The sequence below is a fragment of the Serratia sp. 506_PEND genome (assembly GCF_001076875.1).
GTDB lineage: Bacteria > Pseudomonadota > Gammaproteobacteria > Enterobacterales > Enterobacteriaceae > Serratia > Serratia marcescens.
On record NZ_JVEL01000219.1, the window covers coordinates 1 to 15156 of the forward strand.

Here is a 15156-nt window from a genome sequence, read left to right on the forward strand (position 1 = left end):
CCAGTTCCGCGCCGTAAATCATCCGCGTTTGCCGGGCCAGCCTGGCAAGCTGTTGCAGCTGTTCCGGGGTTAAGCTGGGGGCGTCTCGCCTGGCTTCGGGCGTTTGCAGCAGCGTGACCCGTCCCTGCGGATCGCGTTGGCAATAGTGCGGTTTGTGACGAATTTGCCGCTCGCGGATCTCGCCGCTCGCCTTATCCAAAATGAAGCTGTCGGTGGTGACTTGTCCGGAGACCACGCCTTCCCCCAGCCCCCAGCAGCTGTCGATGACGATGTGGTTGGCATCGCCTGTCAGCGGATCTTGGGTAAACATGACGCCGGCGGCGTCTGCATCCACCATGATTTGCAAGACGACGGCGATATCGCTCTGCGCCGCCGATGTCCGGCTATACTGGGCGGCGCGTTCCGCCCAGAGCGACGCCCAGCAGGATTGCACCTTGCGCACCACCTCGTCATCCCCGCGCACGTGCAGGTAAGTGTCGTATTGCCCGGCGAAAGAGTGGGTCAGGCCGTCTTCTTCCAGCGCCGAAGAGCGCACGGCGAGCGAGGCGCCGTCGCCCAACTGTTTGCAGGCGTGACGGATCGCCAGATCGAGCGGGGCGGGGATGGCGGCGCTCAAAATCATATCGCGCACGTTGCCCGGTGCGCCCGTGTCGAGCAGCGCTCCCGGCACGGCGAATTCGATAAACTGCCGGTAAGCCTGCGCGGTGATGCAAAACGCCGGCGGCACCGGCAAGCCCGCCTGAATCAAATGATTCAACGAATGGGCTTTGCCGCCCAGGCGATGGGGTTCCAGCGTTTTATCGCCGGAAAGTTCAACCACCAGGGTAGGATTCATGACATCACCTCCGCAGACGTAACGGGCATTGCGAGGCGTTCTCTCACCGCTTTGGCGGCGTTCAGTCCGGCTAACACCGCGCTTTCGATATTACCGATGCCCACGCTGTCCTGATTGGCGAAGTGAATATTCTCAAACGGCCTGCTGGCCTGGTGAAACACGCCCTGGGCCTGTTGCCCGGCGACCGAGGTCACCAGACCCGCGGGCCAGAACCAGATTTGAATGTCCTCAATGATGTCGGCGTCAATGCCCATGTTGCCCAGCACTTTGGCGATTTCGACATAGGTCTGTTGCTGCAGCGCCGGGAACTCGTTTTGCGCGGTGCGACCTTGCCGCTCTGGACGAGTGGTTGGTTTGAGCAGGGTTAATACCCCGGCTTCCGCGCTGAGGTGATTGTCCATCCAATTGGCGACCAGGCAGGTGCCGGCTTTGCTCCAATAGTAAGGTGTGCGGGTGTTTTCCGGCTCGATCAGATAGCCGCCGAACGAGCGTTCGAGGATCGGTTTTTTCAACAGCACGTTCGCCAGGTAGTAATCTTCATGGCGGATCTGGCGGATCGCCGCCAATTGCTCTTTGGGCAGGGTGGGCAACCAGGTGGGCACATGCGTTTTGGGGGCGGCCCAGATCACTTGTTTGGCTCTGATTTCGCTGGCCGCGCCATTGACGCTGAACCGGATCACCGTTTCGTCGCCGCCGGGCGTGATGCTTTGAAGCTGTACGCGGCTTTGCAGCCTGACGTTGTTTTGCTCCTCAAGATAGTCGAGCAGCCCGGCGCTGATGCTGCCGTTACCGCCCGGCAGCGTGACCAGATTGCCGCGTAAATACCCCACCAGGAAGTGCAATCCGACATAGGCGGAGACTTCGCGAATATCGAGACATTCCACGCGCAGCGTGGTGCTGACGGCATTCTCTACCAGCTTGCCGAATTTTCTCGGTGGCCGCAGATCCGCCGGGATCTGATCCAGTTTGTGCGGTTCGAACAGATAAGTGTACAGCGGGATAGTGTCGAGCAGCGCCATATTCGTTTTGCTCCAGGCGCTCTGCGGCGTCCAGGGCAGGCTGGGGTACCGCTCGCCGCGCGGCGAGAAGGTATCCAGGAAGGCGTACAGATCGGCAAAGATCGGATCGCCCAGTTGTTTTGCCGCGATAACATAAGGTTTACCGATCAAGGCATGCAGGAATAGTTGTCCCGTCAGGCGCCAGACGGCGGGTTTAAGCAGGTAGACCGGTTGTTTGATAAAACCGACGACGACTTCACCCAGGCAGCGGAGCAGCAAGAAGGTGTCGAAAAATACCAGCGTGTCCTTTTCATTGGATTTATATACGCCGCTCAGACCGATTTTCTTCAGCAGTTGCGCCATGAAAGAATTCGGCAGCGGTTCCTGGAAGCAGACGCCGGCGATAGGAAATTTCAGGCGGTTCACCGTACTGTAGCGGGCGTTGCCGCCGAAGGAGGCGCTTTTTTCCAGCACCAAAACCCGGCGATCGGTCAGTTCGCTGGCCGCGGCCAAACCGGAGACGCCGCCGCCGATGATCACCACGTCATACTCGCCGTCCAGCGCGGGGGTTACCGGGCCGCCTGCCGCCGGCGTGGGCGTGGAAAAGTCGCGCGTGGGGAACGTGCGCGGCTTGGGTTTGCGGTGGTGCTGCTGACGCAGCATGTACAGCGCCGCCAGCGCGAAAATCGCATCGAGCAACATGACCTGCGGCTGGGCGCGGTGCAGGATCGTGACAAATCCCGCCATCATCAGCAGCTGGCAGTAGATGATCAATGGCGTCCAACGCGGGTTGAACATCAAGACCGCACCGGAGGCAAACAGCGCCACGCCGATCAGCGCGTTAACCACTGTACCCTGCGCCGCCAACCAAGCCGTCGCCCCGGCGTACCAGGTGCCCTGGTTCGCCACGGCCGCCTGCTGCAGAATATCGGCGACGTTTTCCAACTGAGGGAAGGCTTTCGCCAGGCCGGCCAACATATAGAGCACGGCAAAAACGCGTTGAACGATCATCATGCGCCTCCCCGCAGACCCAGCTTGCGGGCGACAATTTCTTTTTGTATCTCGTTGGTGCCGGAGAAGATCCGGCTGGGGATCACGTTCAGCAAGTGGCGCACCAGACCGAGTTCTTGATCCATGCCGGCTCCGCCGAAGATTTGAATCGCGTCCAGCGCGGACTGCACGGCATATTCGGAAATCAACAGTTTGCTCATGGCGATGTCGATCTCGGCATCCTGGCCCCGATCGTGTTTCCAACAGGCGCGGTAGAGCATTAGCCGACACTGTTCCAGACGCAGTTTCATATCGATGATGCGGTTGGAGACGGACTGAAATTGGCCGATCGCTTTGCCGAATTGTCGGCGTTGTTTGGCATAGTCCAGCGCGCTGTCGAACACGCGCTCCATTGCGCCGATAAACAGAGCCGACAGGCAGCCCTTTTCCCAGATCATTGAATCGTGGAAGATGGCGCCGCCGGCGCCCGGCATACCGATCCGTTGGGCCTCTGGAATGAAGACGTCGTTGAAGGTCAGTTCGCTCCACGGGCAGTTGGAGAGGCAATCTTTCGGGCTGACGGCGCCTACGTTTAAGCCTGGCATCCCTTTCTCGAGCACAAATGCGGACACGCCCATAAAGCCATGTTCGGGATGGGTTTTCGCATAGACGATGAAGATGTCGGCAATCGGCGCGTTGGTGATGAAAATTTTGTTTCCGTTGAGCCGGTAGCCGCCTTCACAGGGTTGAGCGGTTGATTTCATGGCATAAATATCGGAACCGGCGTCCGGCTCCGTCGCCGCATTCGCCGCGATCAGTTTTCCGGCCGCCAACGCTTCGAGATAGCGCGCTTTTAATGCCTCGGAACCGAAGCGGGAAAGCGGGATCACGCAGGCGCACAGATGGGCGCAGAGCGAGAAGGACATGCCGATGTCGCGGCTGCCTTTACCCAGCGCCTCAATCATCAGTGCAGTATCGAGCGCATTCATGCCCAATCCGCCGAACGCGGTCGTCACGGGGGCTCGGGTAAAACCATAGGCGGCGGCTTGTCGCCACAAATCCAGGCTTAATACCTGCCGTGAAAGCCGAGCATGCGCATCCTGATCCAGCACCTCGCGGGCAAAACGCTGAGCGGATTCGCTTAGAGCCTGCTGCTCACTTGATAAGTTAAAATCCATGACGAACTCCGCCATTGGGTTGAGAGATTAAATTAGCTAATATTTCTAGTTTGGAGGTGGCCAAAACTCAAACAGGCAAAGTAATGGTAAATGTAAATAAATGTTTATTTATGTGGTCTATTATTACAATTTTGTTAATTGATGTTTTTATTTTGTTGTTTTTGTTGTGTTTTATTTTGTGTTATTTATACACAAAAACTTACATATAATAAAAATCTTAATTTGATCAAATTTTAATAGGTTAGATTGTCTATTGTTTTTTGATGAATACTTTGCAGGTGAAGTATCTATCTTTTGGATGTGGCTATCGGTTTCTCATCGATATCGACGGTAGGGCGTTGAGGCTTGGTGAGTGGCGGAAAGCGGCTTAAGATAGGAGATGAGCAGGAGCATTCCGGAGGAAAAAATGAATATTAGCGACGTCGCGAAAAAGACCGGGTTAACCAGCAAGACGATTCGTTTTTACGAGGAGAAAGCGCTGATTACCGCCCCGATCCGCAGCGATAACGGTTATCGCCATTATTCCGCTAGGCACGTTGAAGAGCTGACGCTGCTGCGCCAGGCGCGGCAGGTGGGCTTCAACCTGGACGAGTGCCGTGAGCTGGTGGCGTTATTCAACGATCCGGCCCGCCACAGCGCCGACGTGAAGGCGCGCACGCTGCAGAAGGTGGCGGAGATCGAAAGGCACATCAGCGAACTGGGAGAAATGCGCCAACGCCTGTTGACGCTGGCGGAACAATGTCCGGGCGACGAGGGGGCGGAGTGCCCCATCATCAATAATCTGGCGGGATGCTGTCGTTCGAATTAACGGCTGATGGCGCGGATCACCAGCGTGACCCCTTCCACCGCCACCACTTCCACTTCAGTGCCGGCAGGCAGATCTTCCGCCGCCTGCGCGCGCCAGCTGCTGTCGCCGATATTGATGCGGCCCATGCCGTTGTGCATCGGTTCCGTCAGCGTGGCGCGGGTGCCGATCAGCTGGCGGTTGCGCTGGTTGAGCACCGGCGACCCGCCGGATGCGGCCGCCGGGCGCCGGCGCAGCCAGTACCACCACAGGTAAGCGACGACGACGGTCAGGACGGCGAAGATCGCGCCTTGCCATGCCCAGGAAAGTTGCGGAAGTAGCCAGATCAGGACGCCGACCAACAGCGCCGCCACGCCGCTCCACAGCAGGTAGCCGCCGGCGCCGAGCATTTCCGCCGCCAGCAACACGCCCCCGAGGGAGAGCCAAAACCACAGCGGATTCGCCGCGATCAGTTCGAGCATGATTATTTGCCTTTGCTTTCTTTCAGCAGTTCGGTAATGCCGCCGATCGAGCCGAGCAGGCTGCTGGCGTCCAGCGGCATCATCACCACTTTGCTGTTGTTGGAAGAACCGATCTTTTGCAGCGCGTCGGTGTATTTCTGCGCCACGAAGTAGTTCACCGCCTGAATGTTGCCGCTGGCGATGGCGTCGGACACCAACTGGGTGGCGCGCGCCTCGGCCTCGGCGGCGCGTTCACGCGCTTCCGCCTGCAGGAATGCCGACTGGCGTTCGCCCTCAGCCTTCAGGATCTGCGATTGTTTCTCACCCTCGGCGCGCAGAATGGCCGCCTGACGCACCCCTTCCGCCTCCAGGATGTCGGCGCGCTTGGTGCGCTCAGCCTTCATCTGGGCGTTCATCGAGGCGATCAGCTCCGCCGGTGGCCGCACGTCGCGGATCTCGATACGGGTGATCTTCACCCCCCAAGGGTTGGTCGCTTCATCGACGATGTGCAACAGGCGGCTGTTGATGCTGTCGCGCTGCGACAGCATTTCGTCCAGCTCCATCGAGCCGAGCACGGTGCGGAAGTTGGTCATGGTCAGGTTGACGATCGCCTGTTCGAGGTTGCTGACCTCGTAGGCGGCGCGCGCCGGGTCGACCACCTGGATAAAGCACACCGCGTCGATGGCGACGTTGGCGTTATCGCGGGAAATCACTTCCTGCGAGGGGATATCCAGCACCTGCTCCATCATGTTGATTTTGCGGCCGATGCGGTCCATGAACGGCACCGCCAGGTTCAGGCCCGGCATCAGCGTCTTGGTATAGCGGCCGAAGCGTTCTACCGTCCATTGGAACCCCTGCGGCACAATTTTGACGCCGGCGAACACCACAATCAGCGCGACGACGATCACGATGGGAATAAAAGTAAGCATGCAAACCTCCTGTCAGACATATGTAAACAGATATTACGTCAGCGCCGGAAAAATGCCTACCGATACCGCGACTTAATCCAGGACATTGGCGACTCCGCCATAAGCGGAACCGCTGTTCCGAACAGGGAGAAAAACGTTATTGAAATAAGTCTGGCACAGTTGGCGGATAAGTATGCCTAAATGGCATGATTTCAATAATTTTTATTCATTTCATGATGTTGCTCGCCTTGGCTAGAGTAAAAACACCCCCGTGTTTACCGTCAAAAATTTGTCATTTTTATTTGCGACTATGTTTTTTGAAATGACATTTCGGCCAAGGATTGTTATGGATTCGCTCAGTGTTGATGAACTCGCCCAGAAGAAAGACCGCTGGTATCGCATTGTAGAGGAGATGCTGGCCGAAGCCGGCGTCGCCATCAACGGCCCGCGCGCCTGGGATATTCGGGTGCACAACCCGGCCCTGTTCAAACGTATTTTGCAGGAAGGCTCGCTCGGCTTCGGCGAGAGCTATATGGACGGCTGGTGGGAATGCGAACGGCTGGACATGCTGTTTACCCGCATTCTGCAGGCCGGCGTCGATGAGCGCCTGCCGAAAAGCCTGAGCGACATCGCGCGCATCGCCTATGCCCGGCTGTTCAACCGCCAATCGCGCAAGCGCGCCTGGCAGGTGGGCAAAGAGCATTACGACATCGGCAACGACCTGTTCCGGGCGATGCTCGATCCTTACATGCAATACTCCTGCGGCTACTGGAAAGAGGCGCAGACGCTGGAGCAGGCGCAGCAGGCCAAGCTGCGGATGATCTGCGAGAAGCTGCAGCTGAAACCGGGCATGACGCTGCTGGATATCGGCTGCGGCTGGGGCGGGCTGGCGCAGTTTGCGGCGCAAAACTACGGCGTCGCGGTGCACGGCGTGACCATTTCGGCCGAGCAGCAGAAGCTGGCGCAGGCACGCTGCGCCGGGCTGGACGTCGAGATCTTGCTGCAGGATTACCGCGATCTGGATCGTCAGTTCGATCGCATCGTGTCGGTCGGCATGTTCGAGCACGTCGGGCCGAAAAACTACGAGACCTATTTCAGCGTCGCGGCGCGCAACCTGAAGCCGGACGGCCTGTTTTTGCTGCACACCATCGGTTCCAATCAAACCGACCTTAACGTCGACGCCTGGATAGACAAATACATCTTCCCCAACGGCTGCCTGCCTTCGGTGCGGCATATCGCCGAGGCCAGCGAAGGGCGTTTCGTGATGGAGGATTGGCACAACTTCGGCGCCGATTACGATCGTACGCTGATGGCCTGGCTGGAGAATTTCAAACGGGCGTGGCCGGAATTGGCGGGCGGTTATTCCGAGCGCTTCGAGCGCATGTTCACTTATTACCTGAACGCCTGCGCCGGCGCGTTCCGTTCGCGCAACATTCAGCTGTGGCAGGTGTTGTTCAGCCCGGCGGGCGTGGAGGGCGGGGTGCGGGTCTATCGCTGATATCCTCGCCATATTTCAAGCTGACTGCACGTTCTAGCCCTGGTCGCTTAGTTATCTAAGCTCCCAGGGCTTCTCACCTTTGCCGCCTGGATGCAGCTTCAAGCATGACGAGTATCAGTACAGCAGTGAGTACAGCTGGCGGCGATATTTAGCGGCCAGCGCGTCGCCGGTGCCGAGCGCGGCCAGAATGTCCATCAGCGTCTTGCGCGCGTTGCCGTTGGCGGCGGCCAGATCCTTCTTCAGATGCCCCATCAGCAGTTCCAACGCTTCTTCGTTACGCCCGACCTGATGCAGCTGCAGCGCCAGCTGCACCGCCAGCTCGACGTTGTCCGGCTGCTGCTGCACCTGCTGTTGCAGCTGTTGGATTTCCGGCGTGTCCGCCGCCTGCTTCAACAGTTCAATCTGCGCCACCAGGCCTTGATAGCGCGTATCGCGATCCTGCAACGGGATGGTCGCCAGCACCGCCTCGGCATCTTCGCTGCGGCTGAGGGCGATCTGCGTTTCGGCCAGCGTCAGGCCGATGTCGCTGCGCTGCTGGCTGCTCTGCCAAGCGTCTTTCAGCAGCGGCAGCGCTTCGGCGGCGTTGCCGGCGGCCAGCAATTCTTGCGCCTGCGCCAGTTTCAGATCTTCTTCCTTTGGCAGGAAACGCTGCAGCAAGTCGCGGATCGCTTCTTCCGGCTGCGGGCCCTGGAAGCCGTCGACCGGTTGGCCGTCTTTAAACAGGTAGACCGTCGGAATGGAGCGCAGCCCGAATTGGGAGGCGATCATCTGTTCGGCGTCGCAGTCCACCTTGGCCAGAATGAACTGACCGGCGTATTCCGCCGCCAGCTTGTCCAGCACCGGCGTGAGCTGCAGGCAGTGTTGGCTGCGCTCGGACCAGAAGTAGAACAGCACCGGAATGGACATCGACTGTTCCAGCGTCTGGTGCAGGTTAGTTTCGTTAATATCAACAACAGCTTGAGCTAGCATCTTTTTTCTCTCTGATCGTGCGGAGCCATGGGGTGTAAATGGGGGCGCGCCGCCATTCTTCAACCCCGTCGGGCGAATTAAGCGTTGCTGCGCAGCAGCCAATCCAGACAGCGGCCCGGCAAAATGCGGCGCAGCACGCTCATCGCGTGCGCCAGCAGGGTGACCGGATAGCGCAGTTTGGCGCGCGGGCTTTCCAGCGCGTGGCGCAGTTTGGGCAGGATGGCCTCCGGCGGCAGCGTCAGGCGCTTGGCGATGCCGGGATTGTGCACCGGCTTGTCGCTCTGCGCCTGGTTGACGTTCTGGCTAAAGTGGGTGGCGATCGGCCCCGGTTCGATCAGGCTGACCTGAATGCCGCTGCCGTGCAGCTCCATGCGCAGCGCGTCCGACCAGGCTTCCAGCGCGAACTTGCTGGCGGCGTAGGCGCCGCGCCCGGCGCTGGAGACCAGCCCCATCACCGAGCTGGTCTGAATGATGCGCCCTTCGCCGTGCGGCAACATCGCCGGCAACAGCAGCTGGGTCAGTTGGTGGGTGCCGAACAGGTTGGTGGCGAACTGCCGCTCCAGCTGGCTGCGCGAAATGCGGCTAAGCGGGCCGTAAACGCCGAATCCCCCGTTATTGAACAGGCCGTACAGGCGGCCGTCGGTCAGCGCGATCACCTCGGCGGCGGCGCGCTCGACGCTGGCGCTGTCGTCCAGATCCAGTTCAATGCCTTCCAGCCCCAGCTGGCGCATGTTTTCCACGTCCTGCGGCTTACGGCAGGCGGCCAGCACCCGGTAGCCGCGGTTGCGCAGATCCTGCGCCGCAATCAATCCAATCCCGCTGGAACAGCCGGTTATCAATACCGCTTTTTGCATAACTTTACCTAGTGTACGACCCTAATTTAGTGAGACTCATGCTTTACTAGCGGTTCCAGGCGCTCCGCCATCCAGGTGGCGATAAACGGCTGAGCGTCCCCATTGGGGTGCAATCCGTCATCCTGCATCCATTCCGGCTTCACCATCACCTGTTCCATATAGAACGGCAGCAGCGGAATGTTGAACTGCTTGGCCAGCGCCGGGTAGACGGCGCTGAACGCCTCGGTGTAGCGGCGGCCGTAGTTCGGCGGGATGCGGATCTGCATCAGCAGCGGCTGCGCGCCGGCCTGCTGCACCCGCGTGATGATTTGGCCGAGATCGCGCTGTACGTCCTGCGCCGGGAAGCCGCGCAGGCCGTCGTTGGCGCCCAGCTCGATCAGCACCCAGTGCGGCTGATGCTGTTTCAGCAGCGCGGGCAGACGCGCCAGCCCCTGCGCGGCGGTGTCGCCGCTGATGCTGGCGTTGACCAACTGCGGCGCGCCCGGTTTTTTCTGCCACTGTTCGGCCAACAGCGTCGGCCAGGCCCGCTCGATCGGCAGGCGATAGCCGGCGCTTAAACTGTCGCCCAAAATCAATAAGGTATCGGCGGCGGCAGCGCGTAAACTGAATAATCCCAACAGCAAAAGGAAGGGAAGATGCCAGCGGAAAACGTTCTTGAAGTTCATCATCTTAGTAAACACGTTGGTCAGGGTGAGCATCAGCTCACCATCCTTACCGGAGTCGAGCTGCTTGTCAAACCCGCGCAGACGATCGCCCTGATCGGCGAATCCGGATCGGGGAAATCGACCTTGCTGGGCATTTTGGCCGGGCTGGACGACGGCAGCGAGGGCGAGGTGCGTTTGCTCGGCGAGTCGCTGACCGCGTTGGACGAAGAAGGCCGCGCCGCGCTGCGCGCCAGGAACGTCGGCTTCGTGTTTCAGTCGTTCATGTTGGTGCCGACGCTGAACGCGCTGGAGAACGTGCAACTGCCGGCGCTGCTGCGCGGCGAGAGCGACAGGCAGAGTCGCGAGCAGGCGGTGCAGTTACTGGAACAGCTGGGGCTGGGCAAACGTCTCGATCACCTGCCGGCGCAGCTGTCCGGCGGTGAGCAGCAGCGCGTGGCGCTGGCGCGCGCCTTCAGCGGCCGGCCGCGGGTGCTGTTCGCCGATGAACCGACCGGCAACCTCGATCGTCAGACCGGCGATCGCATCGCCGACCTGCTGTTCTCTCTCAACCGCGATTTTGACACCACCCTGATCCTGGTGACCCATGACGAAACCCTGGCGGCGCGCTGCCAGCGGCGGTTGCGGCTGCGTGAAGGCAAGCTGTGGGAGGAAGCATGATCTGGCGCTGGTTCTGGCGCGAATGGCGCTCGCCGTCGCTGCTGATCGTGTGGCTGGCGCTGACGCTCTCTGTCGCCTGCGTGCTGGCGCTGGGCAGCATCAGCGATCGCATGGACAAAGGGCTCAGCCAGCAGAGCCGCGATTTTATCGCCGGCGATCGGGTGCTGCGCAGCGCGCATCCGGTGCCGGAAGGCTGGCTATTGGACGCGCAGCAGCAGGGGCTGAAGGTGAGCCGCCAGCTGTCGTTCACCACCATGACCTATGCCGGTGAGCGGCCGCAGCTGGCGGACGTGAAAGCCACCGATCTGACCTATCCGCTGTACGGCAAGCTGGAAACGCGCCCGGCCAACATCAAGCCCGAACCGGGCAGCGTGCTGGTGGCGCCGCGTTTGCTGGCGCTGCTGAACGTGAAAGTGGGGGATTCGCTGGAGGTGGGCGACACTACGCTGCGTATCGCCGGTGAAATCATTCAGGAGCCGGACGCCGGCTTCAATCCATTCCAGACCGCGCCGCGCATCATGATCAACCTGGCGGACGTCGAGAAGACCGGAGCGGTGCAGCCGGGCAGCCGCCTGACCTACCGCTACATGTTCGCCGGCGCCGAGCCGGATATTCAGCGTTACGAGGAACGGCTGGCGCCGCAGTTGACGCCGGATCAGCGCTGGTTCGGGCTGCAGGAGTCCGGCAGCGCGCTCGGCAAGTCGCTGCAGCGATCCCAACAGTTCCTGCTGCTGTCGGCTCTGCTGACGCTGCTGTTGTCGATCGCCGCCGTGGCGGTGGCGATGAGCCACTATTGCCGCAGCCGTTACGATCTGATCGCGGTGCTGAAAACCCTCGGCGCCGGGCGTGGCGCGCTGCGTAAATTGATCGTCGGCCAGTGGCTGGCGGTGATGGCGCTGGCGGCGGCGTGCGGCGGGGCGATCGGGCTGGCGTTTGAAGCGTTGCTGATCCGCCTGCTGAAGCCGGTATTACCGGCTGCGTTGCCTGCCGCCGGCGCCTGGCCGTGGCTGTGGGCGCTCGGCGCGCTGGTGCTGATCTCGCTGCTGGTCGGGCTGCGGCCGTATCGCCAGCTGCTGGCCACCCAGCCGCTGCGGGTGCTGCGCCGCGACGTGACGGCCAACGTCTGGCCGCTGCGCTACTTCCTGCCGGTGACGGCGGCGATCGTGGTGGCGCTGTTGGTGGCGCTGATGGGGGCCAGCACGCTGCTGTGGGCGATCCTGGCTGGCATGGCGGTGCTGGCGCTGCTGCTGGGCGGCATCGGTTGGGGCAGCCTGCTGTTGCTGCGCCGCATCACGCTCAAGAGCCTGGCGCTGCGGCTGGCGGTTAACCGCCTGCTGCACCAGCCCTGGGTGACCATCAGCCAGCTGGCGGCGTTTTCGCTGTCGTTCATGCTGCTGGCGCTGCTGTTGGTGTTGCGCGGCGATCTGCTCGAACGCTGGCAGCAACAGCTGCCGCCTGACAGCCCGAACTATTTCCTGCTCAACATGACCGAGGCACAGGTGCCGCAGGTGAAAGCCTTCCTGCAGCAGCACCAGATCAAGCCGGAAACCTATTATCCGATCGTCCGGGTGCGCCTGACCGAGATAAACCAGCAGGTGGCGACCGAGCGGGTGCATGAAGACGATCCGGGCGGCGAGGCGGTGAACCGCGAGCTGAACCTGACCTGGCTGGCCGATCTGCCGGATCACAATCCGCTGGTGGCGGGCAATTGGCCGCCGAAAACCGGTGAGGTTTCGATGGATGAAGGCATCGCCGGGCGGCTGAAGATCACGCTGGGTGATACGCTGACCTTCAGCGGCGATACCCAGGCGTTCAGCGCCAAAGTCACCAGCCTGCGCCAGGTGGATTGGGAAAGTCTGAAGCCGAACTTTTACTTTATCTTCCCGCCGGGCGCGCTGGACGACCAGCCGCAGACCTGGCTCACCAGCTTTCGCTACGATGGCGACGGCCAGATGCTGACTCAGCTCAATCGCCAGTTCCCGACGCTCAGCCTGCTGGACATCGGCGCGATCCTGAAACAGGTCGGCGGCGTGCTGCAACAGGTCAGCCGCGCGCTGGAGGTGATGGTGGTGCTGGTGGTGCTGTGCGGCGGCTTGCTGCTGCTGGCGCAGGTGCAGGTCGGCATGCGTCAGCGGCGGCAGGAGCTGGTGGTCTATCGCACGCTGGGCGCCGGCAAACGGCTGCTGCGCCGCACGCTGTGGTGCGAGTTTGCTTTGCTGGGGCTGGTGGCGGGCATCGCGGCGGCGGTGGGCGCCGAGGCGGCGCTGTGGCTGCTGCAGAGCCGGGTGTTTGACTTCCCGTGGACGCCGACGCCGGTGCTGTGGTGGGCGCTGCCGCTGGCCAGCGCGCTGCTGCTGTCTCTGTGCGGCGGCTGGCTGGGCGTGCGGCTGCTGCGCGGCAAGGCGCTGTTCCGCAGTTATGAGGGTTGATGCGGCTATTTATAACGCCGGATGTGATAAGCACCCGGCTTGGCAGAAAATAGAGGCGTCGTCTTTAAACTGTATTATTCTCGTGTTTTATAATGTGTTATCTGCGGGTTACCACCAGGAACGAAGGGAATGAAAATCTACTGGTCACTTAAAAGTATCCCGGAATTAAAAAATTTGCCTTTGCGCGAACGTCTCGGACGTTGGCAGCGTGGCCTTGCTTCAGCGGGATTTTTTAACGGAACGGGCATATTGCTGGTTGCATTGTTGCCGTGGTTTTCGATTCTTATCGCTAACGATCTGGCCCTTAATTACCCTTTCTTGCGCAATCATATCGTCACAGCGCTTGGATATGGCATCAGCGGTTTTTTGGGTGTGAATCTGATGATAAGAAGTATGCTAAGGAAAAATAAGAATATTTTTTCTGATTAAGCGCAGCGGTTTAAAATTGTCGTCATAAAAAAGGGGTTAGCCTTAGGCTAACCCCTTTTACTTTCGGCGGCGGCACCTTAGGCCAGCTTCTGCTGCGCCCAGGCCAGCCCGCTTTGGTATTCGCCCGGCAGCAGCGGTGCCAGCGCCTGCAGCGCCTGGCGCAGATCGGCGGCGCTCGGGTCGTTCAGATTGAGGTGGCCGACCTTGCGGCCCGGGCGCACCTCTTTCTCATACCAGTGCAGATGCACCAGCGGCAGCGACAGCCACTGTTCGTTGACAGCGGTGCCGATCAGGTTGACCATCACCGACGGCGTGCTCACCACCGGCTGCGGCAGCGGCAGGCCGAGGATGGCGCGCAGGTGCAGCTCGAACTGGCTGATGGAGGCGCCGTTTTGCGTCCAGTGGCCGCTGTTGTGCACGCGCGGCGCCAGTTCGTTGATCAGCAGCCGATCGCCGACGATAAAGCACTCCATCGCCATCACGCCGACATAGTTCAGCTCGTTCAGGATCGCCGCCAGCATCTGCTCGGCCTGTCGCTGCAGCGCTGGATTGGGCTGCGGCAACGCCACGCTGGCGCGCAGGATGCCGTCTTCATGCAGGTTATGGGTCAGCGGGTAGAATACCGAACGGCCGTCGTGGCCGCGCGCGCCCACCAGCGACACTTCGCCGGAGAAATTGATGCCTTGCTCGACGATGCACTCGCCATAGGCGTCGGCCGGCAGTTCGGCTTCCTGGCCCGGCCGCAAGCGCCACTGGCCGCGGCCGTCATAGCCGCCGACCCGGCGTTTGACGATCGCCAGCTCGCCCAGCACAGCGAATACCTGCGGCCATTCGGCGGCGCTCGCCAGCAACTGCCACGGCGCAGTCGCCAGGCCGAGCTGGTCGAGCAGCTGTTTTTGCGTCAGGCGATCCGCCAGACGCGGGAAGATGTCGCGGTTGACGAAGGCGCTGTGGGTCGCCAGCTCGCGCGTCAGCGCGGTTTCCGGCCAGCGTTCTATCTCGGCGGTAATGACGCTGTTCTGATACGGCACCGCTTCAGGTTCGGCATCGATGCCGACAGGGTAGACGGCGATGCCCAGCGGTTCGCCGGCCTGGCGCAGCATGCGCCCCAGTTGGCCGTTGCCCAGTACGCAAACCGGCTTCATGCGTCCTCCCGCGGATCGGGGTGGTTCAAGACGTCTTCGGTCTGCGCCTGACGCCAGTCCGCCAAACGCTGCGCCAGCGCGGCGTCGTGCAGCGCCAGGATCTGCATCGCCAGCAGCCCGGCGTTGGCGGCGCCGGCTTTGCCGATCGCCAGCGTGCCCACCGGAATGCCGCGCGGCATCTGCACGATGGAGTACAGGCTGTCCACGCCGCTCAGCGCGGCGCTTTGCACCGGCACGCCCAACACCGGCACCAGGGTTTTCGCCGCCAGCATGCCCGGCAGATGCGCCGCACCGCCGGCGCCGGCGATGATCACGTCAAAGCCGTTGGCGGCAGCCTGCTCGGCGAAGCTGAACAG

At 61.2% G+C, this 15156-nt stretch carries 15 protein-coding genes; 5 read left to right on the forward strand and 10 right to left on the reverse strand.

The window, feature by feature from the left end; genetic code table 11:
* The 3 genes from ADK28_RS05395 to ADK28_RS05405 all read right to left on the reverse strand — a co-directional run.
* On the reverse strand, positions 1 to 835 hold an 835-nt coding region (locus ADK28_RS05395; protein WP_048795090.1), incomplete at its 3' end, for a PEP/pyruvate-binding domain-containing protein.
* The gene (locus ADK28_RS05400) at positions 832 to 2847 is read right to left on the reverse strand and encodes a DUF6041 domain-containing protein (protein WP_239686209.1); all 2016 of its coding nucleotides are present in this window, start codon (positions 2845 to 2847) and stop codon (positions 832 to 834) included. The genes ADK28_RS05395 and ADK28_RS05400, both read right to left, overlap by 4 nt.
* Complete coding sequence (locus tag ADK28_RS05405) at positions 2844 to 4016, reverse strand: acyl-CoA dehydrogenase family protein (protein WP_227944626.1); 1173 nt, start codon at positions 4014 to 4016, stop codon at positions 2844 to 2846. Before ADK28_RS05405 ends, ADK28_RS05400 begins: the two co-directional genes overlap by 4 nt.
* A gap of 391 nt (positions 4017 to 4407) precedes the next feature.
* Here ADK28_RS05405 and cueR point away from each other — a divergent pair, with 391 nt between their 5' ends.
* Positions 4408 to 4809: a Cu(I)-responsive transcriptional regulator gene (cueR, locus tag ADK28_RS05410; protein WP_015376888.1), complete on the forward strand. Its 402-nt coding sequence runs from the start codon at positions 4408 to 4410 to the stop codon at positions 4807 to 4809.
* Here the strand turns inward: cueR and ADK28_RS05415 are convergent.
* Both ADK28_RS05415 and ADK28_RS05420 read right to left on the reverse strand, forming a co-directional pair.
* Positions 4806 to 5267 (reverse strand): NfeD family protein, encoded by a 462-nt coding sequence (locus ADK28_RS05415; RefSeq protein WP_016928811.1) that lies wholly within the window; start codon positions 5265 to 5267, stop codon positions 4806 to 4808. The two genes, cueR and ADK28_RS05415, sit on opposite strands and share 4 nt — an antisense overlap.
* Positions 5268 to 5269: 2 nt before the next feature.
* Positions 5270 to 6175, reverse strand: coding sequence for an SPFH domain-containing protein (locus ADK28_RS05420; RefSeq protein ID WP_048795092.1), 906 nt, complete (start codon positions 6173 to 6175; stop codon positions 5270 to 5272).
* A 325-nt stretch (positions 6176 to 6500) separates the two neighbouring features.
* Here ADK28_RS05420 and cfa point away from each other — a divergent pair, with 325 nt between their 5' ends.
* The gene (gene cfa / locus ADK28_RS05425; protein ID WP_048795093.1) at positions 6501 to 7652 is read left to right on the forward strand and encodes a cyclopropane fatty acyl phospholipid synthase; all 1152 of its coding nucleotides are present in this window, start codon (positions 6501 to 6503) and stop codon (positions 7650 to 7652) included.
* 114 nt (positions 7653 to 7766) lie between these two features.
* On the opposite strand, the gene ADK28_RS05430 is transcribed toward cfa, so the two are convergent.
* From ADK28_RS05430 to tesA, 3 genes are all read right to left on the reverse strand, one after another.
* Entirely contained in the window at positions 7767 to 8621 is an 855-nt protein-coding gene (locus ADK28_RS05430; RefSeq protein WP_025160052.1) for a co-chaperone YbbN, read from the reverse strand.
* A 77-nt stretch (positions 8622 to 8698) separates the two neighbouring features.
* Positions 8699 to 9475, reverse strand: coding sequence for an SDR family oxidoreductase (locus tag ADK28_RS05435; protein ID WP_016928808.1), 777 nt, complete (start codon positions 9473 to 9475; stop codon positions 8699 to 8701).
* Between the two features lie 26 nt (positions 9476 to 9501).
* On the reverse strand, positions 9502 to 10140 hold the full coding sequence (gene tesA, locus ADK28_RS05440) for a multifunctional acyl-CoA thioesterase I/protease I/lysophospholipase L1 (protein WP_161802696.1): 639 nt from the start codon (positions 10138 to 10140) through the stop codon (positions 9502 to 9504).
* Between tesA and ybbA the strand changes: the two genes are divergently transcribed.
* The 3 genes from ybbA (at position 10111) to ADK28_RS05455 (ending at position 13655) form a co-directional block, all read left to right on the forward strand.
* On the forward strand, positions 10111 to 10797 hold the full coding sequence (gene ybbA / locus ADK28_RS05445; protein WP_004940192.1) for a putative ABC transporter ATP-binding protein YbbA: 687 nt from the start codon (positions 10111 to 10113) through the stop codon (positions 10795 to 10797). The two genes, tesA and ybbA, sit on opposite strands and share 30 nt — an antisense overlap.
* Positions 10794 to 13226: a putative ABC transporter permease subunit YbbP gene (gene ybbP, locus ADK28_RS05450; protein WP_048795095.1), complete on the forward strand. Its 2433-nt coding sequence runs from the start codon at positions 10794 to 10796 to the stop codon at positions 13224 to 13226. The genes ybbA and ybbP overlap by 4 nt, the downstream gene beginning before the upstream one ends.
* 129 nt (positions 13227 to 13355) lie before the next feature.
* The gene (locus tag ADK28_RS05455) at positions 13356 to 13655 is read left to right on the forward strand and encodes a hypothetical protein (RefSeq protein WP_048795096.1); all 300 of its coding nucleotides are present in this window, start codon (positions 13356 to 13358) and stop codon (positions 13653 to 13655) included.
* 77 nt (positions 13656 to 13732) lie between these two features.
* On the opposite strand, the gene purK is transcribed toward ADK28_RS05455, so the two are convergent.
* Together purK and ADK28_RS05465 are read right to left on the reverse strand one after the other, a co-directional pair.
* Positions 13733 to 14800, reverse strand: coding sequence for a 5-(carboxyamino)imidazole ribonucleotide synthase (purK, locus tag ADK28_RS05460; RefSeq protein ID WP_048795097.1), 1068 nt, complete (start codon positions 14798 to 14800; stop codon positions 13733 to 13735).
* Positions 14797 to 15156, reverse strand: a 360-nt coding sequence (locus tag ADK28_RS05465) for a 5-(carboxyamino)imidazole ribonucleotide mutase (protein ID WP_048795098.1), incomplete at its 5' end; no start/stop codon positions are given. The genes purK and ADK28_RS05465, both read right to left, overlap by 4 nt.